The sequence below is a fragment of the Aliiroseovarius sp. S2029 genome, assembly GCF_023195575.1.
Taxonomy (GTDB): domain Bacteria; phylum Pseudomonadota; class Alphaproteobacteria; order Rhodobacterales; family Rhodobacteraceae; genus Aliiroseovarius; species Aliiroseovarius zhejiangensis.
In genome coordinates, this window is sequence record NZ_JALPQE010000003.1 from 353,807 (window position 1) to 378,505 (window position 24,699).

The 24,699-nt window shown below is 60.5% G+C and carries 26 protein-coding genes; 15 read left to right on the forward strand and 11 right to left on the reverse strand.

The genetic code is table 11. From position 1 onward, the window contains the following. Positions 1-108: 108 nt before the first annotated feature. The 4 genes from MUY21_RS08575 to guaA form a co-directional block, all read right to left on the reverse strand. On the reverse strand, positions 109-999 hold the full coding sequence (locus tag MUY21_RS08575) for a DMT family transporter (RefSeq protein WP_248409912.1): 891 nt from the start codon (positions 997-999) through the stop codon (positions 109-111). Then, the gene (locus MUY21_RS08580; RefSeq protein WP_248409913.1) at positions 996-1,280 is read right to left on the reverse strand and encodes a putative quinol monooxygenase; all 285 of its coding nucleotides are present in this window, start codon (positions 1,278-1,280) and stop codon (positions 996-998) included. Before MUY21_RS08580 ends, MUY21_RS08575 begins: the two co-directional genes overlap by 4 nt. A gap of 44 nt (positions 1,281-1,324) precedes the next feature. After that, positions 1,325-2,248 (reverse strand): FkbM family methyltransferase, encoded by a 924-nt coding sequence (locus tag MUY21_RS08585; RefSeq protein ID WP_248409914.1) that lies wholly within the window; start codon positions 2,246-2,248, stop codon positions 1,325-1,327. A gap of 130 nt (positions 2,249-2,378) precedes the next feature. Beyond that, complete coding sequence (gene guaA, locus MUY21_RS08590) at positions 2,379-3,938, reverse strand: glutamine-hydrolyzing GMP synthase (protein ID WP_248409915.1); 1,560 nt, start codon at positions 3,936-3,938, stop codon at positions 2,379-2,381. Positions 3,939-4,124: 186 nt separating this feature from the next. Between guaA and MUY21_RS08595 the strand changes: the two genes are divergently transcribed. Further along, positions 4,125-5,669 (forward strand): trimethylamine methyltransferase family protein, encoded by a 1,545-nt coding sequence (locus MUY21_RS08595; protein ID WP_248409917.1) that lies wholly within the window; start codon positions 4,125-4,127, stop codon positions 5,667-5,669. A gap of 91 nt (positions 5,670-5,760) precedes the next feature. Here the strand turns inward: MUY21_RS08595 and MUY21_RS08600 are convergent, their stop codons facing one another. Continuing rightward, the gene (locus MUY21_RS08600) at positions 5,761-6,057 is read right to left on the reverse strand and encodes a DUF6477 family protein (protein WP_248409918.1); all 297 of its coding nucleotides are present in this window, start codon (positions 6,055-6,057) and stop codon (positions 5,761-5,763) included. A gap of 246 nt (positions 6,058-6,303) precedes the next feature. Here MUY21_RS08600 and MUY21_RS08605 point away from each other — a divergent pair, with 246 nt between their 5' ends. Then, on the forward strand, positions 6,304-7,395 hold the full coding sequence (locus MUY21_RS08605) for a DUF6456 domain-containing protein (RefSeq protein ID WP_248409919.1): 1,092 nt from the start codon (positions 6,304-6,306) through the stop codon (positions 7,393-7,395). Here MUY21_RS08605 and MUY21_RS08610 read toward each other — a convergent pair. After that, entirely contained in the window at positions 7,389-7,748 is a 360-nt protein-coding gene (locus MUY21_RS08610; RefSeq protein WP_248409920.1) for a hypothetical protein, read from the reverse strand. The genes MUY21_RS08605 and MUY21_RS08610 overlap by 7 nt on opposite strands. A 253-nt stretch (positions 7,749-8,001) precedes the next feature. On the opposite strand from MUY21_RS08610, the gene MUY21_RS08615 reads away from it, so the two are divergent. The 7 genes from MUY21_RS08615 (at position 8,002) to phoB (ending at position 15,421) form a co-directional block, all read left to right on the forward strand. Beyond that, positions 8,002-9,042, forward strand: coding sequence for an ATP-binding protein (locus MUY21_RS08615; protein WP_348984586.1), 1,041 nt, complete (start codon positions 8,002-8,004; stop codon positions 9,040-9,042). Positions 9,043-9,186: 144 nt separating this feature from the next. After that, complete coding sequence (locus MUY21_RS08620) at positions 9,187-10,239, forward strand: substrate-binding domain-containing protein (protein ID WP_248409921.1); 1,053 nt, start codon at positions 9,187-9,189, stop codon at positions 10,237-10,239. An 84-nt stretch (positions 10,240-10,323) separates the two neighbouring features. Then, positions 10,324-11,790, forward strand: a complete 1,467-nt coding sequence (pstC, locus tag MUY21_RS08625; RefSeq protein ID WP_248409922.1) for a phosphate ABC transporter permease subunit PstC — start codon at positions 10,324-10,326, stop codon at positions 11,788-11,790. After that, entirely contained in the window at positions 11,787-13,142 is a 1,356-nt protein-coding gene (pstA, locus tag MUY21_RS08630; RefSeq protein WP_248409924.1) for a phosphate ABC transporter permease PstA, read from the forward strand. The genes pstC and pstA overlap by 4 nt, the downstream gene beginning before the upstream one ends. A 43-nt stretch (positions 13,143-13,185) precedes the next feature. Continuing rightward, complete coding sequence (gene pstB / locus MUY21_RS08635; protein ID WP_248409926.1) at positions 13,186-13,983, forward strand: phosphate ABC transporter ATP-binding protein PstB; 798 nt, start codon at positions 13,186-13,188, stop codon at positions 13,981-13,983. A gap of 20 nt (positions 13,984-14,003) precedes the next feature. Further along, positions 14,004-14,735: a phosphate signaling complex protein PhoU gene (gene phoU / locus MUY21_RS08640; protein ID WP_248409927.1), complete on the forward strand. Its 732-nt coding sequence runs from the start codon at positions 14,004-14,006 to the stop codon at positions 14,733-14,735. Next, positions 14,732-15,421: a phosphate regulon transcriptional regulator PhoB gene (phoB, locus tag MUY21_RS08645; RefSeq protein WP_248409928.1), complete on the forward strand. Its 690-nt coding sequence runs from the start codon at positions 14,732-14,734 to the stop codon at positions 15,419-15,421. Before phoU ends, phoB begins: the two co-directional genes overlap by 4 nt. 18 nt (positions 15,422-15,439) lie before the next feature. Here the strand turns inward: phoB and MUY21_RS08650 are convergent, their stop codons facing one another. Continuing rightward, positions 15,440-15,814, reverse strand: a complete 375-nt coding sequence (locus tag MUY21_RS08650; RefSeq protein ID WP_248409929.1) for a potassium channel family protein — start codon at positions 15,812-15,814, stop codon at positions 15,440-15,442. 326 nt (positions 15,815-16,140) lie between these two features. On the opposite strand from MUY21_RS08650, the gene aroQ reads away from it, so the two are divergent. Beyond that, on the forward strand, positions 16,141-16,584 hold the full coding sequence (gene aroQ, locus MUY21_RS08655) for a type II 3-dehydroquinate dehydratase (RefSeq protein ID WP_248409931.1): 444 nt from the start codon (positions 16,141-16,143) through the stop codon (positions 16,582-16,584). Positions 16,585-16,589: 5 nt separating this feature from the next. After that, positions 16,590-17,345: a LuxR family transcriptional regulator gene (locus MUY21_RS08660; protein WP_248409933.1), complete on the forward strand. Its 756-nt coding sequence runs from the start codon at positions 16,590-16,592 to the stop codon at positions 17,343-17,345. A gap of 456 nt (positions 17,346-17,801) precedes the next feature. On the opposite strand, the gene tsf is transcribed toward MUY21_RS08660, so the two are convergent. Then, positions 17,802-18,677: a translation elongation factor Ts gene (tsf, locus tag MUY21_RS08665; RefSeq protein WP_248409934.1), complete on the reverse strand. Its 876-nt coding sequence runs from the start codon at positions 18,675-18,677 to the stop codon at positions 17,802-17,804. A gap of 121 nt (positions 18,678-18,798) precedes the next feature. Then, the gene (gene rpsB / locus MUY21_RS08670; RefSeq protein ID WP_248409936.1) at positions 18,799-19,581 is read right to left on the reverse strand and encodes a 30S ribosomal protein S2; all 783 of its coding nucleotides are present in this window, start codon (positions 19,579-19,581) and stop codon (positions 18,799-18,801) included. Positions 19,582-19,884: 303 nt separating this feature from the next. On the opposite strand from rpsB, the gene MUY21_RS08675 reads away from it, so the two are divergent. Continuing rightward, positions 19,885-20,781, forward strand: a complete 897-nt coding sequence (locus MUY21_RS08675; RefSeq protein WP_248409938.1) for a PfkB family carbohydrate kinase — start codon at positions 19,885-19,887, stop codon at positions 20,779-20,781. After that, positions 20,778-21,686, forward strand: a complete 909-nt coding sequence (locus tag MUY21_RS08680; RefSeq protein ID WP_248409939.1) for a pseudouridine-5'-phosphate glycosidase — start codon at positions 20,778-20,780, stop codon at positions 21,684-21,686. Before MUY21_RS08675 ends, MUY21_RS08680 begins: the two co-directional genes overlap by 4 nt. Positions 21,687-21,717: 31 nt before the next feature. On the opposite strand, the gene ctrA is transcribed toward MUY21_RS08680, so the two are convergent. Beyond that, positions 21,718-22,431 carry a response regulator transcription factor CtrA gene (ctrA, locus tag MUY21_RS08685; protein ID WP_191285893.1) on the reverse strand — a complete coding sequence of 238 codons (714 nt, stop codon included), beginning with the start codon at positions 22,429-22,431 and terminating at the stop codon, positions 21,718-21,720. Positions 22,432-22,530: 99 nt separating this feature from the next. Then, positions 22,531-22,809, reverse strand: a complete 279-nt coding sequence (locus tag MUY21_RS08690) for a DUF1153 domain-containing protein (protein ID WP_191285892.1) — start codon at positions 22,807-22,809, stop codon at positions 22,531-22,533. Between the two features lie 125 nt (positions 22,810-22,934). Here MUY21_RS08690 and mnmA point away from each other — a divergent pair, with 125 nt between their 5' ends. Both mnmA and MUY21_RS08700 read left to right on the forward strand, forming a co-directional pair. Beyond that, positions 22,935-24,089 (forward strand): tRNA 2-thiouridine(34) synthase MnmA, encoded by a 1,155-nt coding sequence (gene mnmA, locus MUY21_RS08695; RefSeq protein WP_248409940.1) that lies wholly within the window; start codon positions 22,935-22,937, stop codon positions 24,087-24,089. Positions 24,090-24,183: 94 nt separating this feature from the next. Then, positions 24,184-24,672: a DUF2059 domain-containing protein gene (locus MUY21_RS08700; protein ID WP_248409941.1), complete on the forward strand. Its 489-nt coding sequence runs from the start codon at positions 24,184-24,186 to the stop codon at positions 24,670-24,672. The last annotated feature ends 27 nt before the right edge of the window (positions 24,673-24,699 follow it).

The following is a 24,699-nucleotide window of genomic DNA, read 5'->3' on the forward strand; positions in this document are numbered from 1 at the left end:
TCTTGGTCAATCGTTACCTTGGGTAAGATCGTTCGGCGGAGTTTATAAGCCGTAAAAAGATGTGGAAAGGACACGGTTCTTTGCCCCGGCACGGTCGGCAGGGTGCGATCACAGGTTGTGCAGACCGGTTTTGCGCCGCAAGGGCGATGCTTCGGCCCGAAGGTTGACCAGGTTGGCCAGGACAATCAGCCCACCACCTGCGATCAGCGCCCAACCCACCGGTTCGTCGTAAAACAGCGCACCGATCAGGGCGATCAGCGGCAGACGGGTAAAGTCGATGGGGATCACCACTGACGCGGGCGCCAGGGACAGAGCCGTGGTCAGACAGGCATGGGCCAACAGCCCCGCGCAGCCGATCAGCACCAGCCAGGGTGCGGTGCTTCGGTCGGGCAGGGAGATGTCCATATCATGGCCCGCCGTCACCAGCCCGAACACAAGCTGGGTCGCGGTCAGCCAGAACAGGATGCCCAGTGTGGTCTCGGAGCGGGTCAGGCGACGGGTGAACATCGCGGTAAAGGCGAAACAGACCGCCGACAGTGCCGCCGCGCCAAGCCCCACCGACAACCCACCACCCGACCCGGGTTGCGCGATGATCAGGATCCCGACAAAGCCCACCGCCGCGCTGAATGCGCGGGGCCGCGTCAGCCGCTCACCCAGCACCAGCGGAGACAGCGCCGCCACCCAGAGCGGCGAGGTGAACTCCAGCGCAAAGACCTGTGCCAGGGGAATGGCGGTCAATGCGAAAAACCACAGGTTCTGCCCGGCAAAATGGGCGAGGTTGCGCACCAGATGCAGTGGCGTGTTGCGGGCGGAGACCTCGGCCCATCGCCCGCCGACGGTCAGGATGGTCAGGACAATGACAAACCCGACGCAGGAGCGATAGAGCATCAGTTCGAACGTATCCAACTGATGACTGACCGCGCGCCCGGCAATGGCCATCGCGGTGAAAGAGGCGATCGCCCCTGTCATCCATAGCGCGGCGCGCAGGGTCGGCGTCACGCAGTGACCTCGCTGACCGTGTAGCGGCGTGGAAGACCCGCCGTGACGTCAGCCCACGGGCTTTTCGTGCTGCGATCCTGATGCGCTTCGAAAGCGGCGCGCGTTGCGAAACGCTCCGACACCTGAAAACGACCCGGATGTGTCAGATCTTCGGTGACGTCAAAGCGCAGGCACCCGGGTTCAGCCCGCGTCAGAGCGATATGGTCGGCTAGCGCAGCCCGGACCGCAGGCAGCCGGGCGGCGGGAACATCCATATATCCTGTCAGGCTGATCCTGGACATGGGGGCAGGGTATCAAACGATCACGGTTTTGAAAGCGGAAAGGGTCAGGCCGCTGCCGCCATCCTGCGCCGCACGAAGATCACGTTGGCATAGGGGGTGTTGCGGTCGAAAGGCTGCCTGTTGCCTCGGTCATCCAGCGCATGCACCTCATAATCGGCGCAAAGCCCGGCAAGCACCTGAAACAGCATGTCGCGTGTCGTATCGCCCGCGTCGATCCTGTATTCCATCAGGATCGGCGCGGTGTTTGTTTTCAGGAAACCTTGCCCACCGCGCAGGACATCCAGCTCTGCCCCCTCCACGTCAATCTTGATCAGCCTGATCCGGTCCGCAATTCGTGACCGGTTGACATAGTCGTCCAGCGTCAGGGCGGGCACCCATTCAAACGCCGTGTCGCCCGCCGTTGCCGCCCACTCCGCATGCAAGGAGTTTGCACCCCGGTTCCCGTCCCGCAGATGCAGCTTCACAAACCCGTCCGCCCCCGTATCCGCGCAAAGTGCGACCACATCCACGCGGGCTTTCACATCATTCAGGGCGATGTTCCTGAGCAGCAGGGCCGCATTGTCTTTCGACGCCTCGACCGCCGCAAGTTCGCAGCCAAGCTCGCGACAGATCGGTATGCTGGCCGTCCCGATATTGGCGCCGATGTCCAGGATCACATCGCCACGGGCCAGACCAAGCTGCCGCGCCACGGCGTGGACGGTCATTTCAAACGGTTCGTTGCGAATATAGGTCTGAAACCCGATGTGATCGTTCACATCAACCAGCAGTCGGGTGCCGTTCCAATGGACGGTCATTAACTTGGGGTGGCACCGGAAGGGCCTGATTTTCCTGATGTAATTCGGATCGAAAAAGCGCGACATGCGCTGGACAGCCGGGCGATGTTGAAATTTGCGCAGCAGGGCCAGCACCGGCCGGACCCGCATATGCGCCGTAAGGCCTGTGATCATCCGCACGAGGATTGCCTTCATATTCTGCGCTTCCACACTGATTGAACCTGAGCGGATCATATTCCGTCAAAGCAGCATTGCGCAATGTAATATACAACTTAAAGGTGAGGGCGGATCAGGCGGTGCAGAAACTCTGCAACACCCGAAAGGCTCACTCCCACTCGATCGTGCCGGGGGGTTTCGAGGTCACGTCATAGGTCACACGGTTGATGCCTTTGACCTCGTTGATGATACGCGTGGCGGTTTCGCCCAGAAACTCATGGCTGAACGGATAATAATCCGCCGTCATCCCATCCACGGACGTCACGGCGCGCAGCGCGCAGGCGTAGTCATAGGTGCGCCCATCGCCCATCACGCCCACGGTGCGGACGGGCAGGATCGCCACGAAGGCCTGCCAGATTTCGTCATACAGGCCATGTTTGCGGATCTGGTCGATATAGACCGCATCGGCTTCGCGCAGGATGTCCAGTTTTTCGCGGGTGATCTCTCCGGGGCAGCGGATGGCCAGGCCGGGGCCGGGGAAGGGGTGGCGACCGATGAAATGGGCAGGCAGACCCAGTTCGCGGCCCAACTCGCGCACCTCGTCCTTGAACAACTCACGCAGAGGTTCGACCAGCTTCAGGCCCATCTTTTCCGGCAGCCCACCCACATTATGATGCGACTTGATCGTGACCGAAGGCCCGCCCGAGAAGCTGACGCTTTCGATCACGTCCGGGTACAGGGTGCCCTGCGCCAGAAACTCGGCCCCTTCGATCTTGTCCGCGTGTTTCTGGAACACGTCGATGAACAGACGCCCGATGATCTTGCGCTTGGTTTCCGGATCGGACTGCCCGTCAAGCTCGCCCAAGAACAATTCCTGCTCGTCCGCGTGTATCAGTTGCATGTTGTAGTGGTCGCGGAACATGGTGACGACTTCTTCGGCCTCGCCCTTGCGCAGCAGGCCGTGGTCCACGAACACACAGGTCAGCTGATCGCCGATGGCTTCGTGGATCAGCACCGCGGCAACCGAACTGTCGACACCGCCGGACAGACCGCAGATGACCTTCTTGTCGCCCACCTGTTCGCGGATCTGGCGGATCGCCTCCTCGCGATAGGCGCCCATGGTCCAGTCGCCCTTGAACCCGGCCAGACGCACGAAGTTTTCATACAGCTTCGCGCCCTTGGGCGTGTGGTGGACCTCTGGGTGAAACTGCACCGCATAGAAGTGTCGCGACACATCAGCGGTGATCGCGAACGGGGCGCCGGGCGATGTGCCGTAAACCTGAAACCCCGGTGCGATTTCTGCAACATGGTCGCCGTGGCTCATCCAGACCTGTTCGACCCCGTGTTCAAACCAACCGTCCAGCAGATCCAGCTTGGCTTCCGGGGTGACATAGGCGCGGCCGAACTCGGCAGTGCCATGACCGCTGACCACCTTGCCGCCCAGTTGCGTCATCATCGTCTGCTGCCCATAGCAGATGCCCAGAATCGGCACGCCGAAATCGAAGATCTCTTGCGGGGCGCGGGGGCTGCCCTCGCGGGTCACACTGTCAGGGCCACCGGACAGGATGATGGCTTTCGGGGCCATCTCGCGCACGAAGTCCATCGTGACGTTCTGAAAAGGGTGAATTTCGCAATAAACGTTCAATTCGCGCAAACGACGCGCGATAAGCTGCGTCACCTGGCTGCCGAAGTCGATGATAAGAAGGCGGTCGTGGCTCTGATCTGTCATGCAAACCGATTAGGGCAGGGGCGGGGCGGGCGCAAGTCCCGCCGTGCCCAGGCAGGCGGCTCGACGGACATTTTTTCGACCTTTTCCCGCTGGATGTCGCTTTTGCCCCGCGAAGGACGCTTGCGAGCGGATTTGACCGGACCCGCAGGATATTCACAAAGCAACAGGACAGTTTGGAGGACATCCATGACCGAGGCACCCACCCGTCGTCGTGGTCGCGGAGGCGGCGGCGCAGCCCGTCGCGCGGAACGCACCGCCGTACGCATCGAATGCGCCAAGACGATTGCGCGCAACATCCCGAACCTCGAAATCCTCAATGACGAGGCGTTGGAGATCATTGAATACAATGCCGAAACGGTGCTGGAAGAAGTTGGTGTCAACTTCGTCGAAAACCCGGCCGCCCTTGAGCGTTGGAAAGACGCCGGGGCCGATGTCAGCGGTGAACGGGTGCGCATCCCGCGTGGATTGGCGCGCGAACTGTGCAAGACGGCGCCCAGCAGTTTTACACAGCACGCCCGCAACCCCGAACGGAATGTCGAGATCGGGGGCAAGAGCCTTGTTCTGGCCCCGGTCTATGGCCCGCCTTTCGTGCGCGATATGGCCGGTGGACGGCGCTATGCCACGATGGAGGATTTCCGCAAGTTCGTGAAACTGGCCTATATGTCGAAATGGCTGCACCATTCCGGCGGTACGGTCTGCGAACCCACCGATGTGCCGGTGAACAAGCGTCACCTGGACATGCTGCTGGCCCACATGACGCTGTCGGACAAGCCTTACATGGGGTCCGTCACGGCGCCCGAACGTGCGCAGGACAGCATCGAGATGTCCGAAATCCTGTTCGGTAAGGACTTCGTGCAGCAAAACACCGTGATGACATCGCTGATCAACATCAACTCACCCATGCAATATGACGACGTGATGATGGGCGCGATGGAGGTGTTTGCGGCCAACAATCAGGCCTCGATCATCTCGCCTTTCATCGTGGGTGGGGCCATGGCACCGGTATCTGTGGCCGGCACGCTGACGCAGGTTCTGGCCGAGGTGCTGGCAGGTGTCGCCTATAGCCAGCTGGTGCGCAAAGGCGCGCCGGTGGTGGCGGGCGCGTTCGTGTCGTCGATCGACATGAACTCGGGCGCGCCGACCTTCGGCACCCCAGAGGCCGCGCATATCACCTACGGCGCCGGTCAGCTGTTCCGTCGCCTGGGGCTGCCCTACCGGTCGGCGGGATCGTTCAACGGATCGAAACTGCCGGATGCACAAGCCGCTTATGAGACAGCAAACAGCCTGAACATGGGTCTGTTGTCGGGTGTGAACTTCATGTTGCACGCCGCAGGCTGGCTGGAAGGCGGTCTGGTTGCGAGTTTCGAGAAATTCGTCATGGATGCCGACCAATTGGGCACGTTGCACCATCTGGCCAAGGGCATATCCGTGGACGAAAACGCACAGGCGATGGACGCCATCCGCGAGGTCGGGCCGGGCGGGCATTATCTGGGTTGCGCGCACACGCAGGCGAACTTCAAAACCGCGTTCTGGCGGTCCGAGCTTCTGGACTACAAACCGTTCGAGACCTGGGAAGAAGAAGGCGCGCGCGACACCGAATCCCTGGCCGCGGCGCGGGTCGAGAAATTGCTGACCGACTATCAACAACCCGGAATGGATCCGGGCATTGCCGAAGGTCTGCGCGATTATGTCGAGGCCAAGAAAGCCTCGATGCCGGATGCCTTCGGCTGAGGTGGAATCGTTCGCGATCCGTTCTTATCGGTTAATGACCTGCTAAGGGGGCTTAACAGCCCCCTTAACCTATCGTGATCAGAGATGCGCCTTATCGCACCTCACGCGGTCCCTGAGGCAGCAAGCGCAGTTCAGACATCAGGGCAATCAGCACCTCGACATGATGGGCGATGGAATAGGATGCATCCCCCGATTTGCGGGTGTCTTCCAACCGAGCTTCTTCCTGCAACAGCTCGTCAATCGCGGTCGCAGGGCTGGAGGTCGCGGCTGTTTTCATGAGTTTTTTCAAGTCTCTGTCCCGGTTGTAGTCAACCAGACCGAACCGCGCGGCGCGCACAAGCAAACGCGGACGACGAAGGGCTTTGATGCAGGTGAAGGGGTCGGTCATGGGGGTATCCTTTCAATGATTCCCCCTGATCGTTGCACAACCTAAGCGGGTGTTGCGCCAAGCCACCGCCGACCGTGCGCGGCCTTTAACAATTCTTACCGCTTCGGCAACAATCCTTATCGCAGGCCGATTAGGTTAACGAACCGCTAACCAATCGAATGATAGGTCTAACCGGCTAAAATTCAACCTGCGGTTGCGCGGTGAATGATCGCGAAGCGCACGGAACGCCAATTGGAAGGGGCTTGAATGCAAAACGCGACGCCATCTGGGATCGAACACTACTCTGTACTGCGCTGGTTGCCGGACGAGGTTCACCTGTATCTGAAACACACGGAAAAGGGCACGTCAATTCGCTCTCTCGCGCGGGATATGGGGGTTCATGCGTCGACCGTGATGCGCCAGGTGCGCAAGACCGAAGCGCGCCGCGATGATCCTCTTGTCGATGCGCTTCTGACCCGTCTTGGGGCAGGGGTGCGGGATGGTCAGGCCGATCTGGACCCTGCCGATCACCGGCAGGATGACACGATGGAAGACCCGGTATCGCCGCATATGATGCGTCTGCTCAGGGCGATGATGAAGGATCGGGCGGTGATGGTGGTCAGCCAGGGGGTGGACACAGCCGTTGTGCTGGCCGCCCGGGACGATGGCGATCCCGCAACTCTGGCGAAGGGACCGACCGAGGTCGTCGAGGTCATGGCCCTGCGCGGTTGGATCGAAGGCATCACGCAGGGTCGGATCTGTCGCTATCACATGACCGCAGAAGGTCGTGTCGCCTTGAACCGCATGCTGGCGCAGGCGGAAAGCCGCGCCACCGGGTTTGCCGAGGCTCAGACCCCCTTCATGGGTCTGCCGGGGGATGGCACGCGGGGCAAGGCCGCCCGGAGCACTCAACGGACCCGGCGTCCGATCGGGGCGGACAGCCCGGTGCGTGTCCTGGGGCGCGCGAAAGGTGCGAAGAAGCCTTATCTTTCGCCCGATCTGGTGCGCGCCGCCGAACGGTTGCACCGCGACTTCGCGCTGGGTCAATGCGCGGTCTCGGGGTTGAACAGTTGGGATCGGGTGCAGGCTGCCGGGCAAGGGCAGGCGGTGCGGGCGGGCCACCCCTCGGACCGCAAGCTTGATGCCCGGCGACGGTTCAGCGACGCGATCACCGCGCTTGGCCCGGAGCTTGGGCAGATTGCCATGGCGGTCTGTTGCCATGAACGGGGGATGGAGCGGATCGAGGCTGATATGGCAATGCCGGCCCGGTCAGGAAAATACCTGCTGCGCGTCGCGCTCAGCTATCTTGCGCGCCATTATGATCAGGTGGCGGGCGATGATCATGACCTGATTTACTGACCCGACACCGGCTGTGCGCTGCTCATGAAACTGATCAGCGCCTCCGGCGTCACAATCCGGCAATCAAGTCTCGGATAGAGTTGCTTCAGTTCGCGCCGGATCACCGCAGGGTTGGGCAGCGTATCGGCCCGCACCAGATATATGCCCTGAAACCCGATGGCGTTCAGGTGCTGCCCGATTTCGATGCAATCTGTCTGCGCACAGAACAGGGACGACGTCACAAGGTCAATGCGGGTCTGATCAAACGCGTCGCGCGACATCCGATAGAATGCTTCGCAGGACATGGGGGTGACGCGGCAGACCTGATTCAGCCGGTCGTCTGCGACGGGATCGTCGCCTAGTGCCAGGAGCATTGGTTTATCACTGCGTCGTTCAGTCATTACACGATACCAGGTTGAAATCTCTCACAGTTCTGAACACCATTCCCCGGCGCCGCGGCGCCGTGGCTGCAGGCCTTCACATCACCAATTCGATTTACACATATAAGGCGATCCGGGGGTTTGCAATTCCCGCCTTGTGATGGGCGCCGCATTTTTTTGGGGTTTGACCTGCCGCCGATATCCCGCCATCCCTAAGACTGACGCAACATGTCGGAAAGGGATCTGTGTGCCTACGTCAAGCGAAGTCCTGCATGCCTTGCCCTTGCCCGCGCTGGTGGTGGGGGGTGATCGGCGCATCGCGGACCAGAACGGGGCCGCGAGTGACCTGTTTCGGGGGGATCTGACCGGGCGCCATCTGGCGACGGCCATCCGCCAGCCTGCCTTGCTTGATGCTGTTGAGGCTGTGATCGAAGGCACCACATCCACCACGGCCCGCTATCTTGTGACAACGCATGGCCGGGAACAGATCTTTGATGTCCATATGGCGGCGCTTGAGTCCGATCACTCCGTTCTCATGGCCTTTGTGGACACCGCGCCACAGGAAGAGGCGGGGCAGATGCGCTCGGATTTCGTGGCAAATGTCAGCCACGAGCTGCGCACCCCGCTGACCGCGCTGACCGGCTTCATTGAAACCCTGCGCGGCCCGGCCCGTGACGATGCCGCCGCGCGTGCTCGGTTTCTGGACATCATGGCAGAAGAAGCAGGGCGCATGAACCGGTTGGTCACGGATCTTCTGTCGTTGAGCCGGGTCGAGGACATGGCCCGGATGCGTCCCACCGATCTGGTCGATCTGGATCAGGTGATCGCGATGGTCGCAACGACGCTTGGCCCGGCGACCGCGGATCGGCAGGTCGAACTGGTGATCCAACCGTGCGACGAGCAGCCCGCCCTTGTGACAGGGGATCGCGATCAACTGACGCAGGTCGTGACCAACCTGACCGAAAACGCGATCAAATATGGGCGCGAGGGCGGGAATGTGCGGATCACCACCCGCGCGCTGGAACAGGTGCCCGCCTTCAAGGGGCCGGGTGTCGAGGTTTCGGTCGAAGATGATGGCGATGGAATCGACCCCAAGCATCTTGGGCGGCTGACCGAACGCTTTTATCGTGTCGACACCCATCGCTCACGCGAAATGGGTGGCACCGGTCTGGGCCTTGCCATCGTCAAGCATATCGTGAACCGCCATCGCGGTCGGCTCAGGATCGATAGCGCCATGGGGCAGGGCAGCACGTTCACGGTCACTCTGCCTGCGGCCGCGGCGGGTTGAGTTTACGATCCGCATGAAATCCGGCAATCCCCGGCGGTTTGTCACATTACTTTTACAGATTCGTCACAAAAGCTTTGATCAGGACCCATAGGACAGTGGCATGTCGTCCGAGTGGGCGATGACACAGACAGACAGGAGTTCATCATGTCCTTTGCCAAACTGACCGCCTCCACCCTGGCGATTGCCGCCGCCTCTGCAACCGCAGCCTTTGCCCGTGATCAGGTACAGGTGGCCGGGTCGTCGACGGTGCTTCCCTATGCGTCGATCGTGGCCGAAGCGTTCGGGGAAAACTTCGACTTCCCGACACCGGTGGTCGAATCGGGTGGCTCGTCCGCCGGGTTGAAGCGGTTTTGCGAAGGGGTGGGGGAAAACACCATCGACATCGCGAACGCCTCGCGCAAGATCAAATCGTCCGAAGTTGAGGCCTGCGCTGCCGCTGGCGTGACCGAAATTGTCGAGGTGCGCATCGGTTATGACGGCATCGTGTTTGCCAGCCAGATCGACGGCCCGGATTTCAGCGCTTTTGAACCCATCGACATCTTCAATGCGCTGGGTGCTAAGGTGGTGGTCGACGGTACGCTGGTCGACAATCCTTACAATCAGTGGGCCGAATTCAACGCAGCCTTGCCCGCCGCCGACATCGCCGCCTTCATCCCCGGCACCAAGCACGGCACCCGCGAAGTGTTCGAAGACAAGGTGCTGCTGGCCGGCTGCGAAGCCGCTGGCGCCTTTGACCTCTATCTTGAAGCCGCCGAAGGCGATGACGAGAAAGCCAAGAAGAAAGCCGCCGAGAAAGCCTGTATCGCGGTTCGCACCGATGGAAAATCGGTCGATATCGACGGGGATTATACCGAAACGCTGGCCTCGATCTCGTCGAACAAGGACGGCATCGGCATCTTCGGCCTGGCATTCTATGAAAACAACACCGACACGCTGAAAGTGGCCACCATGTCGGGGGTTCTGCCGTCGACCGAAAGCATCGCAAGCGGTGCATACCCGGTGTCGCGTCCGCTCTATTTCTACATCAAGAAAGCCCATATCGGCGTGATCCCCGGCCTGAAAGAGTTCGCCGAGTTCTTCGTCGCGGACGAGATCGCCGGCCCGGATGGTCCGTTGTCCGAATACGGTCTGGTAGCCGATCCCGAATTGGCAGCAACACAGGCCGCCGTGGCTGCCGAAGACGTGCTGACCAACTAAAAAACAGCGGTGCGGGGCAGGGGTCCCGCACCGCTTCACCCCGCAGATCCAGCAACGGAACTGCACAGATGACGAAGAGTTCCCATGTCCGCATTCTGGCTTCTCGTGATCATTCTGGCGCTGGCGGTGCTTGGCTTTGTTCTGGGCCGTGCCCGGGCCCTGGCGTCGGTGGGGGGGGATCGGCGCAAACTGCATTCGCTGCCCAGCTTTTATGGATACAACGTAGCGATGCTGGCGCTGGTGCCGGCACTTCTTGTGCTGTGTCTCTGGGTGATCCTTCAACCCATCGTGATCCACGCCAGCGTGGCCGGGGCAATCCCCGAAACCCACTATGAAAGCTCGGGCCAGTTGAACCTTGTGATGAGCGATGTGGCCCGTGTCGCCGAAGGCCTGGACGAAATGGTGCGCCAGAATGTGATGACCCGCGAAGGCATTGCCGCACTTGATGCCGACAGCACCGATCTGCGCGCGCAACTGGCACAGGTGGGCGTCGCGCTGGGGGGCGAGGTCAGCCCCACCATCCTGAGCGCCGCGCAGGCTTTGCGCGCGCGAAGCGAAACAGGCACCCTGGCCTTGACCGTGGTTGTCTTGATCATCGCGGCAGGCGGCTTTCTGTTCGCGCTGCGCAGCAGCACCGGCGATTTTCATGCCCGCAACAGAGTCGAGACCGGCGTGAAGCTGTTGCTGATCGGGGCGGCGTCGCTGGCCATCCTGACCACGATCGGCATCGTCCTGTCGCTGGTGTTCAACACGATCAGCTTCTTCGGCATGTTCCCGATGACCGATTTCCTGTTCGGCACGGTCTGGAGCCCTGAAGGGCGCGGCGGGTCCGAGCATCTGGGCATCCTGCCGCTTTTGTGGGGCACACTTTACATATCGCTGGTCGCACTGCTGGTCGCGGTGCCCATCGGGTTGTTCGCGGCCATCTATTTGGCCGAATACGCAGGCAAAACCACCCGCGCCGTTGCCAAACCCTTGCTGGAGGTGCTGGCCGGCATTCCCACCATCGTCTATGGCCTGTTCGCCCTGACCGTGGTCGGGCCGATGCTGGTGGGCGTCTTTGGTGCCGATGGGCTGGGCTGGATGCAGGGCGCACGGTCGGTGATGACGGCGGGGCTGGTCATGGGCATCATGCTGATCCCCTTTGTCAGCTCGTTGTCGGATGACATCATCAACGCGGTGCCGCAGACGATGCGGGATGGATCCTACGGGCTGGGCGCCACGCAATCGGAAACGGTGCGTCAGGTGGTGTTGCCAGCAGCCCTTCCGGGCATCGTAGGCGCAGTGCTTCTGGCCGCCAGCCGCGCCATCGGCGAAACGATGATCGTGGTGATGGGGGCAGGGGCCGCGGCCCGGCTGGATCTGAACCCGTTTGAAGCCATGACCACCGTCACCGCCAAAATTGTCAGCCAGTTGACCGGCGACAGCGATTTCGCCTCGCCAGAAGCACTTGTCGCCTTCGCGCTTGGCATGACGCTGTTCATCCTGACGCTCGGCCTGAACATCCTGGCACTGATGATCGTGCGCAAATACCGGGAGCAATACGAATGACCGACGCGAACCTCGCCGATGGGAATACGCCGCGCGCGACATCCTCGATCCTGACGGTCGATGACCGCACCCGAAAGCGCAACGCCGCCGAGGCCCGGTTCCGCGCCTATGGCATTGCCGCCATTGCGGTGGGTCTGGTGTTCCTTGTGGTGTTGGTCTCGTCGATCATCTTCAAGGGCGCGGGCGCGTTTCAGCAAAGCTTCATCACCCTGAACGTTGAACTTCAGGAAGCAAAACTGGACAAGTCCGGCACCCGTGACATCGAGGCCATCAAGAAGGTGACGACCTTCGGTTACAACCCGCTGATTGATGACGCCTTGGCCCGCGCCATCGCAGATGCGGGTGCAGAAAACCCGTTCACCAAGGGCAAAGACCTGCGCAAGATGATCAGCTCGGGCGCGGCGGCGGTCATTCGTGACCATGTCATCGCGCACCCTGAGCAGATCGGGGAAACGGTGGAGTTCAAGCTGCTCGCTTCGTCGCGTGTCGACGGCTATCTGAAAGGCCGCGTGACCCGTGACAGCCTTGCGCGGGACAAGAACCTGACGCCCGCACATCTTGATCTTGTCGACGCGCTGCAAACGGCCGGGCTGGTGACAAAATCCTTCAATCTGGATTTCATCACCGGGGCGGATGCCTCGGAAAGCCGCCCGGAACAAGCCGGAATCGGTGTCTCTATGCTTGGTAGTTTCTATATGATGTTGGTGGTGCTGGCCTGTGCGCTGCCCATCGGTGTGGCTGCCTCGATCTATCTGGAAGAATTTGCCCCACAGAACAGGTTCACCGACCTGATCGAGGTCAATATCGCAAACCTTGCCGCCGTGCCGTCCATCGTGTTCGGCATCCTTGGCCTTGCCGTGTTCATCCAGTTCGCACATCTGCCACAATCCGCCCCGCTGGTGGGTGGGCTGGTCCTGACCCTGATGACCTTGCCAACGATCATCATTTCGACACGCGCATCGCTGAAATCCGTGCCGCCCTCGATCCGCGAGGCCGCCCTTGGGATAGGGGCCTCGAATATGCAGACGGTGTTTCACCATGTCCTGCCGCTGGCCATGCCCGGCATCCTGACCGGCACCATCATCGGTCTGGCACAGGCGCTTGGCGAAACCGCGCCCCTGCTTCTGATCGGGATGGTGGGCTATATCGCGTCGAACTATCCCGATGGTGTGATCGACGGGTTCATGGCCCCGAACTCGGCCATGCCCGCACAGATCTATGAATGGGCCAAACGCGCCGATCCGGCCTTTTACGAACGCGCCTGGGGCGGCATCATCATCCTGCTTCTCTTCCTGATGAGCATGAATATCATCGCAATCCTCCTGCGCCGCCGGTTCGAGCGCCGCTGGTAAGCGGCACGACGCCCGCCGCAACGAAAGATGAAAGACCGACCACATGAACGACATGACAAAGACCGAAGGCACCGCGACGATGCAGGACATCAAGATCACCGCGAAGAACGTGCAGGTCCACTATGGCGACACCCACGCCATCAAGGACGTGTCGGTCGACATTCAGGACAACACCGTGACCGCCTTTATCGGTCCATCGGGCTGCGGCAAATCCACCTTCCTGCGCTGTCTGAACCGGATGAATGACACGATCGACATCTGCCGGGTTGAAGGCGATATCCGGCTGGATGGCGAAGACATCTATGACAAACGTGTCGACCCCGTGCAGTTGCGCGCCAAGGTCGGCATGGTGTTTCAGAAACCCAACCCGTTCCCCAAATCGATCTATGACAATATTGCCTACGGCCCGCGCATTCACGGCCTGGCCCGCAACAAGGCCGATCTGGACGAGATCGTCGAGAAATCCCTGCGTCGCGGCGCCATTTGGGACGAGGTAAAAGACCGTCTGCACGCGCCCGGCACCGGGCTGTCCGGCGGCCAGCAACAGCGCCTGTGCATCGCCCGCGCGATTGCCACCAAACCCGAGGTTCTTTTGATGGATGAACCCTGCTCGGCGCTGGATCCCATTGCGACCGCGCAGGTCGAAGAACTGATCGACGAGCTGCGCCAGAACTTTTCCGTGGTGATCGTGACCCACTCAATGCAACAAGCCGCGCGGGTCAGTCAGAAAACCGCGTTCTTCCATCTGGGCCACCTTGTGGAATACGGAGAGACGGATCGGATATTCACCAACCCGACCGACCCGCGCACTGAAAGCTACATCACCGGCCGGATTGGCTGACCACGGGGCAGGAGACCAACATGACCGACCAACATATCGCATCCGCCTTTGACCGCGACCTTGAGGACATTCAGGCCCATCTTATGAAAATGGGCGGCATGGTCGAGGACGCCATCCGCCAGGGCGCCAGATCACTGAAAAACCGGGACGAGGAACTGGCCGCCAAAGTGCGCCAGAACGACAAGAAGATCGACGCGTTGGATTTGCAGATCCAGGAGGATTGCGCCCGCGTCCTGGCCCTGCGTCAACCGATTGCCTCGGACCTGCGCACGGTTCTGACGGTGATGAAGGTCGCTGCCAATCTGGAACGGATCGGGGATTACGCCAAGAACATGGCCAAACGCACCACGGTTCTGGTGCATATGCAGCCCATCGACGGCGCCTCGGGCGCGATCAAACGGATGGCGGGCGAGGCACAGCAGATGCTGACTGATGCGCTGGACGCCTATATCCGTCGCGATGCCGATCTGGCCCAGGATGTGCGCGAACGTGACCTTGAGATCGACCAGATGTACAACGCTTTGTTCCGTGAGTTTCTGACCTTCATGATGGAAGATCCGCGCAACATTTCATCCTGTATGCACCTGCATTTCATCGCCAAGAATATCGAACGGATGGGTGATCACGTCACCTCGATCGCGGATCAGGTGATCTATCTGGTAAAAGGCGAAATGCCGGACGAGGCACGCCCGAAAGGCAACGCGCCCAACTACGAGATCCCGGCCACCACCAACAGCGGAGCCAAGGCATGAGCGCCAACACGCCCTGTGTGCTGCTGGTGGAAGACGAACCGGCCCAGCGGGAAATCCTGCGCTACAACCTTTCTGCCGAAGGTTATGATGTCACCCTTGCCGAAAACGGCGATGATGCGTTGATCCTGATCGAAGAGGTCACGCCCGATCTGGTTTTGCTGGACTGGATGCTGCCCGGCGTGTCGGGCATCGAGATTTGCCGCCGCCTGAAAACCCGCAAGGACACCCGGATGATCCCGGTGATCATGCTGTCAGCCCGTTCAGAAGAAGTCGACCGCGTGCGCGGGCTGGAAACCGGCGCGGATGATTACGTGGTCAAGCCGTTCTCGGTCAGTGAGTTGATGGCGCGGATCCGCACCCAGTTGCGCCGCACCCGGCCTGCCGCCGTCGGGCAACGGCTGGAGTATCAGGACATCGTGCTGGACGGCGAAAGCCACCGCGTGACGCGCGCGGATCGCGAGGTGAAACTCGGCCCGACCGAGTTTCGCCTGCTGTCCACCCTGATGGAAAAACCCGGCCGGGTGTGGAGCCGCGAACAACTGCTGGACCGGGTCTGGGGGCGCGATGTCTATGTCGACACGCGCACGGTCGATGTGCATGTTGGTCGCCTGCGCAAGGCTCTGTGCCGGGATGGCGGCGCCGATCCGCTACGCACCGTGCGCGGGACCGGTTACGCTCTGGGGTAGGGGGCGACAACCCCGCCCTTAATCCTTCCTGGTCGCAAGTGATCCATGCGGGTCGCTTCCTTCTGTGTCGACGTCAGGGCTTTGCAATAGCGCGCGAGCTAGAAACGTAAACAGCGACACGAAAATTCCGACACCCACCAGAATATAGAACACCGTGAAGATCTTGCCCGCATTGGTCTGGGGTGAAAGATCGCCAAAGCCGACGGTCGACATGGTGGTGACACTGAAATACAGCGCATCAATCCAGGTCCAGCCTTCAACCCGGTTGTAAAAGATCGTGCCGGACACAAGCATGAGCAGGGCCAGGGCCAGACAGGCCCGAAATTCCTGATCGTTCCAGGACCGCAGCACGGCTTTTGCAAATCGCATCAATGCCAGAGCAAAACTCAACACGGCGTCACTCCCTCGCACTATGTGTTTTCACCTGTTCGACTGAAAACGACCGCGCACAGATCCACAAGGGATAAGACAGATCAAATTGGTTTACCCAAAGGATTGCGCAGACCGCTAACAAGTGGCGTACAGATCACCCGTCAACACACTGATTTCCAATAAGTGTCGCACGTCAGGGCGGCGTGCAGCAACGCGCGTTCACATCTCGCATAATCGGTATTATGTGTTATTTGCCCCAATTTTCGAGAACCCGTCGCCAATAACTGTTCACGCTCGACTTTTCTTGTGTTTCCGGCAAATAATGCGCCGAGAAGAAGGAATTTTCTATGACGTCCCTGCTAATCCTGAACGGCCCCAACCTGAACCTGTTGGGGAAACGTCAGCCCGAGGTCTATGGGCACACCAGCTTGGCGGATATCGAGGATCTGTGCCGTAGGCATGCCAAAACCTGCGATGTCAGCTGTGACGTCTTTCAAAGCAATCACGAAGGTGCGCTGATTGATCGGATCCATGCAGCCCGCGATGCGTATGACGGGATCATTCTGAACGCAGGCGCCTATACGCACACTTCCGTCGCGATCATGGATGCCGTGGCCTCGGTCGATGTCCCAACCGTCGAAGTGCACTTGTCGAACATCCACGCCCGCGAGGCGTTTCGCCATCAAAGTTATCTGGCCCGTGTTGCCATCGGTCAGATTTGCGGCTTCGGCGCTCAGGGCTATCTTCTGGCGATCGACGCGCTTGTTGCGCATCTTGAGCGCAAGGATTGATCTGGATGGATCGTCTGCTCGATTACGTGTCCAGAGTGTGTGATAGCACCTCCATCGCGGAACTGTGGGACATCCATTGCGCCGCGATGAAAGAGATTGGCTTTGACCGCCTGGTTTATGGCTGCACGCATTTCACCACGCCAACCTCGTTGGGCCCGCGTGAAGATGCATTGATCCTGTCGTCGCATCCGCCCGAATATGTCAAGCTGCTGTATTCCGAAGACGAGTTGTACCGCCATTCACCGATGATCGAATGGGCCTCGAACAACAGCGGCGCATGCAGTTGGTCCTGGGTCCACCAGAACGCCCACAGGCTGTCGGAAAAAGGCTTGAAAGTGCGCGAAATCAATCGCCAGATGAATGTCACTGCCGGCTATACCATTTCGTTCCCGGTGTCGGCGAAACAGGCGCGCGCGGTGATGGCGTTGACCGCCCAAGCCGGGCTGAGTCAGGACGAGGTCGATCAGATCTGGGTCAATGACGGCGAACGGATCGAGATGATGAACCATGTGGCACATCTGAAGATCATGTCCCTGCCCCATGAAACCGCCCGCGCCAGATTGTCGAGCCGCCAACGCGAGGTGCTGGAATGGGTCGGCACGGGCAAGACCAACCAGGATATCGCGACCATCATGGGCGTGTCGCCCGCCACGGTCGAAAAACATCTGCGAATCGCCCGCGAGAAACTGGGCGTCAACACCACGGCGCAGGCGATTCTAAAAATCGCTTATTTGAACCAGATTCGTTCGCCTCACAGTTGAGCAATTCTAGGTGTGCGAACCTATCAGCAATAAAATTGCGAGATTGTCGACTGCTTGCGAACAAAAGATCACAAGATATTGACCTGACGGTAGGGAAACCCTGACTTCCCTTCGGCGGATTTTTGCGGCATGATGTAACTGTTCCGTGAGTGGTGGCTTTGAAGCCGTTGGAACTTGAAGGGGTGGACGTACTGCGATTTCAGACAACGTCTCATTCTTCCGGGAAACCGGGAGCTGGTGCTGATGGAATATTCATACCAAAGGCACCAGCAACCTAATCACCGGAACTCCTAGAAAGAAAAGCACTTGTCCCGTGCGGTTCTTTGCGGCGTCAACCTTCCCGTTGGCGCCGCATCTCGTTTTCACCTGCCCTGCCGCGGCACGCTCCTCAATCAAATCGATTCACAAAAAAAGGACCGGTTTCCCGGCCCTTTCTTGATTTCGTTTGTGACCAGATCAGCCTTGAACGGCGGCGGCCACTTCAGCGGCGAAATCGGCTTCTTCTTTCTCGATCCCCTCGCCCACTTCCATACGAACGTAACCGACAATCTCGGCGCCGGCCTCTTTGGCAGCGGCTTCGACGGTCAGGTCGGGGTTGATCACGAAATCTTGACCCAGAAGGGTGACTTCGGCCAGGAATTTCTTCATCCGACCCTTGATCATGTTCTCGATGATGTTTTCGGGCTTGCCGCTTTCGCGGGCTTGCTCGGTCAGGATGGCGCGCTCTTTTTCGACGACCGCTGCATCCAGCTCGGCTTCGTTCAACGCCTGCGGGTTGGCGGCGGCGATGTGCATCGCGACCTGACGCCCAAACTCTTCCGAGCCACCGTTCATTGCAACCAGAACACCGATCTTGCCCATGCCGTCGGCAGCCGCATTGTGGACATAGGTCACAACGCTGTCACCTTCGACCGACGCCATGCGGCGCAGCGACATATTCTCGCCGATGGTGGCGATCTTGTTGGTGATCGTGTCAGCAACAGACTTGCCATCCAGATCGGCGGCGTTCAACGCGTCCAGATCGTCGGCGTTCAGCGCAGCGTTTGCGATGGCAGACACCATTTGCTGAAACTCGGCGTTTTTCGCGACAAAGTCGGTTTCCGAGTTCACTTCGACAGCCACGCCCTTGCCACCGGACACGGCGACAGCGACCAGCCCTTCAGCGGCGGTGCGACCGGCCTTCTTGGCGGCTTTGGCCAGACCTTTGGTGCGCAGCCAGTCAACGGCAGCGTCCATGTCGCCATCGTTTTCGACCAGTGCCTTCTTCGCGTCCATCATGCCGACGCCGGTGGATTCGCGCAGTTCTTTGACGAGTGCAGCAGTGATTGCCATATCTCAGCTCCTTGGTGTGTCGGGGCGGGGCGCGCGCAGAACATAACGGTCGCCACCTTGCCCGGATCAATTCTGTGACAAGACGCGGGGCAGATCACCCTGCCCCGCTCGTGCACGGCGCTTATTCGGCCGTGGCAGCTTCCTGGGCGGGCTCGGCAACAGCTTCTTCTGCCGGCGCCTCTTCCATCGCGCCGATGTCGACGCCGGCGGCGCCAAGCTGGGCCGACATGCCGTCAAGGGCCGCGCGCGACGCCAGATCGCAGTAAAGCGCGATAGCGCGGGCTGCGTCGTCATTGCCCGGAATGATGTAATCCACGCCTTCCGGCGGGCAGTTGGTGTCGACCACGGCCACAACCGGGATGCCCAGCTTGTTGGCTTCGGCGATGGCCAGGGCTTCTTTTTTCACGTCGATGACGAACAGAAGGTCCGGCACGCCGCCCATTTCGCGAATGCCGCCCAGCGACGCTTGCAGTTTTGCCTGCTCGCGCTCCATGCCCAGACGCTCTTTCTTGGTCAGGCCTTCGGCACCATTCGCCAGCTTCTCGTCAAAGTCCTTCAGGCGGTTAATCGACTGCGACACGGTCTGCCAGTTGGTCAGCGTGCCACCCAGCCAGCGGTGGTTCATGTAGTACTGGGCCGACTTCTCGGCAGCTTCGGCAATTGCGCCAGCGGCCTGGCGTTTGGTGCCGACGAACAGAACGCGGCCACCCTTGGCGACAGTCTCGCGCACGGCATTCAGCGCGGCGTCCAGCATCGGCAGGGTTTGCGTCAGGTCGAAAATGTGGATCCCGTTGCGTTCACCATAGATGAACGGCGCCATACGGGGGTTCCAGCGTTGGGTCTGGTGACCAAAGTGAACGCCAGCTTCCAAAAGCTGACGCAGCGAAAAATCAGGCAGCGCCATGTTCTTTTCCTTTCCGGTTTCTACCTTGACGGGGCCATACGAGCGGTTCATGTCCTTGCAATCAAACCGTTTTCACGGATCTGATCGTGGGTCATTCCCCGGCTCAACCGGCGGACGTCCGAGGATGTCTCCCTCATCAGCCCAACCCCGCCTGTGGATTGATGGGGGGGTATAGACCCCCGCTTGCCCCCTGACAAGCCCAAAACGCAAGGGATTTGCCATATTCCGTTGGTTTGAACCGCGCGACAAGTGGGCGACAGATCGGCTCTTGTGTCGCGGCGTGTTCCTCGGCAAAGAGGAAGAATGACGATGACGCATGACATTCTTTGTATCGGGTCCGTGTTGTGGGACGTGATCGGGCGCACGCAACATGCGATGCGGATCGGGTCGGATGAACCGGGCCGGATCACACGCTTGCCGGGGGGCGTCGCGATGAACATCGCGATGACGGCACAGCGGTTTGACCTGCGCCCCGCCCTTCTGACCGCCATCGGGCGCGATGCCGAGGGCGAAGAGCTTCTGGCCGAATGCGGTGCGCGCGGGATGGTGACACGCTTTGTTCACCGCCCTTCAGGCCTGCCCACGGATGTCTATATGGCGATCGAAGGCCCGCAGGGCCTGGTCGCAGCGATCGCGGATGCCCATTCGCTTGAGGCAGCCGGTGACGCGATCCTCACTCCGCTGGAGGACGGCACGCTCGGGTCGTCCAAGGCGCCATATACCGGGGTGATTGCGTTGGATGGAAACCTGACGCTGGCGTTGCTGACTGACATTGCCCGGCGACCCAGCTTTGCCGCTGCCGATCTGCGCGTGGCGCCCGCCAGCCCCGGCAAGGCGCGACGCCTGGCCCCGTTGATGGCCCATCCGGGCGCCACGCTTTATGTCAACCGGGAAGAGGCCGGATACCTGGCCAATCAGTCTTTCGACAACGCGCTTGAAGCGGCCGAAGGGCTGCTGGCAGCAGGGGCCAACCGTGTGCTTGTTACCGATGGCGGCAGCTTTGCCGCCGATGGAAGCAAGTCGCGCGGGGTGATCCAAACCCCCTGCCCTGCGGTGCGTGTGCGCCGGATCACCGGGGCGGGCGACACATTCATGGCCGCACATATTGCGGCTGAAATCGCGGGCAAGGCGCCAGCCGATGCGCTGACCCATGCGCAAGAGACCGCGGCCCACTATGTTTCGGGAGAAGACGACACATGACCCTACCCCTTCATTTCTCGGACGAGGTCGCCAATGCCCGTGCCCACGGCCAGCCCATCGTTGCGCTGGAAAGCACGATCATCACACATGGCATGCCGTGGCCTCAGAATGTCGACACGGCCCGCGAAGTTGAAATGCTGATCCGTGACAACGGCGCGATTCCGGCAACCATCGCGGTGCTTGATGGCAGGTTGCATATCGGCCTGTCCGATGCCGAGCTTGAGACTCTGGGTCAGGCGCAGGACGTCGCCAAACTTTCACGCGCCGACCTGGCCGCTTGCATTGCCACCGGCGGCACCGGGGCGACGACGGTGGCGGCCACGATGATCGCGGCCCACCTGGCCGGGATCGAGGTCTTTGCCACCGGCGGTATCGGCGGGGTCCATCGCGGCGCGGAAGACAGTTTCGACATCTCTGCCGATTTGCAGGAACTGGCAAAGACCCCGGTGACCGTTGTGGCGGCCGGTGCCAAGGCCATTCTGGACATTCCCAAGACACTCGAAGTGCTCGAAACGCTGGGTGTGCCGGTGATCGCCTTTGGTCAGGCAGAGTTCCCGGCGTTCTGGTCACGCTCGTCCGGCTTGCCCGCGCCCTTGTCGATGGAGGATCCGGCCCAGATCGCGCAGGCCATGAAAACACGTACGGCGATGGGCCTGGCCGGAGGGCATCTGGTGGCAAACCCGATCCCGGCCGCAGATGAAATCCCCACCGAGGTGATCACCCCGGTGATCGAGGACGCCCTTGCCGCCGCCCGGGACAAGGGTATCGCGGCCAAGTCGGTGACACCCTTTCTGCTGGACCGCATCTTTCACGCGACCGAGGGCGCGTCGCTTGTCGCAAATGTCGCGCTGGTCAAGAACAATGCGCGCCTTGCCGCGCGCATCGCTCGGGCCTTGGTCAGCTAGAACAGCTTTTCGACCGCGGCAGCGTGGCGGTTCAGGCCCCCATCGCGATCTTGGCATCCAGTTCGGCCGGCTCGGGGTCGCGCAAGACATAACCACGCCCCCAGACGGTTTCGATATGGCTGTCGCCGCCGGTCGCCGTGGCGAGCTTCTTGCGCAGCTTGCAAATGAACACGTCGATGATTTTCAGCTCCGGTTCGTCCATGCCGCCATAAAGGTGATTCAGAAACATTTCTTTCGTCAGGGTTGTGCCCTTGCGCAGGGAAAGCAGCTCCAGCATCTGGTATTCCTTGCCGGTCAGGTGCACCGTGCGCCCGTCCACATCGACGGTCTTGGCATCCAGATTCACGGCGATCTGCCCGGTCTTGATCACCGATTGCGAATGTCCTTTCGACCGGCGGATGATCGCGTGAATACGGGCAATCAGCTCTTCGCGGTGAAACGGCTTCGTCATGTAGTCGTCAGCACCGAACCCGAATCCCTTGATCTTGTTTTCGGTGTCATCGGCACCAGAGAGGATCAGGATCGGCGTTTCCACCCGTGACATGCGCAGCTGGCGCAGAACCTCATGCCCGTTCATGTCGGGCAGGTTCAGGTCCAGGAGGATCAGGTCGTAGTCATAGAGTTTGGCCAGATCGACCCCTTCTTCGCCCAGATCAGTTGCATAGACATTCAGATTGGCATGGGTCAGCATCAATTCGATGCTGCGCGATGTTGTCGGGTCGTCTTCCACCAAAAGGATACGCATGTTTCGGGTTCTCCGCTTAAAAGTCCTGGTATTCGTACTCAGCATCTCGTGAAATGGTTAACCACACGTTACCCATGCAGAACTTTTAGCGAAAACAATCTAGGGTTGTCTATACCTTTGTAGCGATGTCGCCTTCAGCGCGGCTTCGCCGTGGGTGGACACGGCCCTGACCCATTCGTCCAGTTCTTCGGGCGACAAGGCATAGAGCTCCTGCGCATCTTTTTCCGAGATCAGTCCCGACAGCACGCCGCGCACCACCGCAGCCTTGCGGCTGGCCACCCAACGGCGGGTGGTCCTGGGGGGCAAATCAGCGCGCGTCATGATCGACCCGTCCGGCAGGGTCACAGCCCGTGGCCCTTCAACTTTTTTCAGATACATATCCAGCCCTCACGTCTTGGTCTGGCACGATTTTCGGCGCTTAGGCTTAAAGAGAGGTGAAGCTGCCCCTTGTTGTTCATTCGAATTTTCATATATTCCGACCTTCTTCTGGAAAGGATCTGGTCATGTCCACGACCGTGAAAATGCAAGACGCCCCGGTGTTGAACTCGCTCGGCTTCGCCAAACCACCGGCCGAAACCCGTGTCGTCGTGGCGATGTCAGGCGGTGTGGACAGCTCGGTCGTAGCCGCGATGCTGGCCGAAGAAGGTTATGACGTGATCGGCGTCACATTGCAGCTTTATGACCACGGCGCAGCCCTGGCCAAGAAGGGCGCCTGTTGCGCCGGCATCGACATTCACGACGCCCGCCATGTAGCTGAAAGTATGGGATTTCCGCATTATGTGCTGGATTATGAAAACATCTTTCAGGACGCCGTAATCGAGGAATTTGCCGACAGCTATCTTGGGGGCGCCACCCCCGTGCCCTGCATCCGCTGCAACGAACGGGTGAAGTTCAAGGACTTGCTGGAAACCGCGCGCGATCTGGGGGCCGATTGCATGGCCACCGGGCATTACATCCAACGCGCCATTGGACCTGCCGGGCCTGAATTGCACCGGGCCGCCGACCCTGCGCGCGATCAGAGCTATTTCCTGTTTTCGACCACACCAGAGCAGTTGGAATACCTGCGTTTCCCATTGGGCCATCTAAAAACCAAGGATGAAACCCGTGCGCTGGCGCGCAAATACGGGCTTGAGGTCGCTGACAAACCCGACAGTCAGGACATCTGCTTCGTGCCGGACGGCAACTATGCGGGCGTGATCGAGAAACTGCGCCCCGGTGCGGCGGAACCGGGCAAGATCGTCCATGCCGACGGGCGCGTGCTGGGCCAGCACGAGGGCGTCATTCACTACACGATCGGGCAACGGCGCGGCCTTGGGATTGGCGGCCTGTCCGAGCCGCTTTACGTGGTGAAGCTGGACGTGGATGCAAAGCAGGTCGTCGTCGGCCCGAAGGAAATGCTGGCCACCCGCACCGTGCCTGTGCGCGAGATCAACTGGCTGGGGGACGAGCCGTTCACCGCCCGCAAGGAATGGCATATGGGCGTCAAGATCCGCTCAACCCGCCCCCCGCGCGAGGCGATCATCCGTCCGATCTCGGACACCGAAGCCGAGGTTGAACTGTTGACCCCGGAAGAAGGTGTCAGCCCCGGGCAGGCCTGCGTCTTCTATGCCCCCGAGGGGCCGCGCGTCTTCGGAGGCGGCTGGATCTGGCGTGGCTAAGTGCCGATTTGGTGCGATGACTTGACCAAAGCCATTGTGTCCCGTGCCGCGCGTTGGGAAGATCGTGGCACATACAGACCGAAAGGATCATTCTATGCGCCATCTCCTCTCTGCCATCGCCGTATCGGCGGCCCTTGTCTCGCCTGTTCAGGCTGAAGAAACCTATGAGCAACGGTTGGCGTTGGCCACGGGCTATATTGACGCCACGCTGGAAGACATCGACATGGCGGCGATGATCAAGACCATGTGGCAGCCGATTGTCAATGACATCAAGAGCAAGGGCATCCCCTTGAACGACGACCAGATTGCGCGCATCAACCAGTTGTATCAGGACGAGATGACCGGCCCGATGTACGAGATCATGCGCGATCAGGCAGCGGTCATGGCCGAACTGTTCACCTTTGACGAGATCAAGGCGATCCGCGATTTCTATGCCACCGATCTGGGGCGTTCGGCGATGAGCAAACTGCCGCAGGTGACAGAGCGCCAGACCCCGATTGTGTTGAAGCTGATGCAAGAGAAGATGCCCGAAATCATCCCGAAGGTTCAGACGATCCTGAGCGAAGGGGCCACGGCGCAGTAAGTACGCATGTCTGTGGCAGGGTGCGTC

Excerpts from the sequence above, each read along its gene's own strand:
- MUY21_RS08580 (WP_248409913.1), bottom strand. The coding sequence starts at position 1,280 with ATGTCCAGGATCAGCCTGACAGGATATATGGATGTTCCCGCCGCCCGG.
- MUY21_RS08585 (WP_248409914.1), bottom strand. The coding sequence starts at position 2,248 with ATGAAGGCAATCCTCGTGCGGATGATCACAGGCCTTACGGCGCATATG.
- guaA (WP_248409915.1), bottom strand. The coding sequence starts at position 3,938 with ATGACAGATCAGAGCCACGACCGCCTTCTTATCATCGACTTCGGCAGC.
- MUY21_RS08595 (WP_248409917.1), top strand. The coding sequence starts at position 4,125 with ATGACCGAGGCACCCACCCGTCGTCGTGGTCGCGGAGGCGGCGGCGCA.
- MUY21_RS08600 (WP_248409918.1), bottom strand. The coding sequence starts at position 6,057 with ATGACCGACCCCTTCACCTGCATCAAAGCCCTTCGTCGTCCGCGTTTG.
- MUY21_RS08605 (WP_248409919.1), top strand. The coding sequence starts at position 6,304 with ATGCAAAACGCGACGCCATCTGGGATCGAACACTACTCTGTACTGCGC.
- MUY21_RS08610 (WP_248409920.1), bottom strand. The coding sequence starts at position 7,748 with ATGCTCCTGGCACTAGGCGACGATCCCGTCGCAGACGACCGGCTGAAT.
- MUY21_RS08620 (WP_248409921.1), top strand. The coding sequence starts at position 9,187 with ATGTCCTTTGCCAAACTGACCGCCTCCACCCTGGCGATTGCCGCCGCC.
- pstC (WP_248409922.1), top strand. The coding sequence starts at position 10,324 with ATGTCCGCATTCTGGCTTCTCGTGATCATTCTGGCGCTGGCGGTGCTT.
- pstA (WP_248409924.1), top strand. The coding sequence starts at position 11,787 with ATGACCGACGCGAACCTCGCCGATGGGAATACGCCGCGCGCGACATCC.
- pstB (WP_248409926.1), top strand. The coding sequence starts at position 13,186 with ATGAACGACATGACAAAGACCGAAGGCACCGCGACGATGCAGGACATC.
- phoU (WP_248409927.1), top strand. The coding sequence starts at position 14,004 with ATGACCGACCAACATATCGCATCCGCCTTTGACCGCGACCTTGAGGAC.
- phoB (WP_248409928.1), top strand. The coding sequence starts at position 14,732 with ATGAGCGCCAACACGCCCTGTGTGCTGCTGGTGGAAGACGAACCGGCC.
- aroQ (WP_248409931.1), top strand. The coding sequence starts at position 16,141 with ATGACGTCCCTGCTAATCCTGAACGGCCCCAACCTGAACCTGTTGGGG.
- MUY21_RS08660 (WP_248409933.1), top strand. The coding sequence starts at position 16,590 with ATGGATCGTCTGCTCGATTACGTGTCCAGAGTGTGTGATAGCACCTCC.
- tsf (WP_248409934.1), bottom strand. The coding sequence starts at position 18,677 with ATGGCAATCACTGCTGCACTCGTCAAAGAACTGCGCGAATCCACCGGC.
- rpsB (WP_248409936.1), bottom strand. The coding sequence starts at position 19,581 with ATGGCGCTGCCTGATTTTTCGCTGCGTCAGCTTTTGGAAGCTGGCGTT.
- MUY21_RS08675 (WP_248409938.1), top strand. The coding sequence starts at position 19,885 with ATGACGATGACGCATGACATTCTTTGTATCGGGTCCGTGTTGTGGGAC.
- MUY21_RS08680 (WP_248409939.1), top strand. The coding sequence starts at position 20,778 with ATGACCCTACCCCTTCATTTCTCGGACGAGGTCGCCAATGCCCGTGCC.
- ctrA (WP_191285893.1), bottom strand. The coding sequence starts at position 22,431 with ATGCGTATCCTTTTGGTGGAAGACGACCCGACAACATCGCGCAGCATC.
- MUY21_RS08690 (WP_191285892.1), bottom strand. The coding sequence starts at position 22,809 with ATGTATCTGAAAAAAGTTGAAGGGCCACGGGCTGTGACCCTGCCGGAC.
- mnmA (WP_248409940.1), top strand. The coding sequence starts at position 22,935 with ATGTCCACGACCGTGAAAATGCAAGACGCCCCGGTGTTGAACTCGCTC.
- MUY21_RS08700 (WP_248409941.1), top strand. The coding sequence starts at position 24,184 with ATGCGCCATCTCCTCTCTGCCATCGCCGTATCGGCGGCCCTTGTCTCG.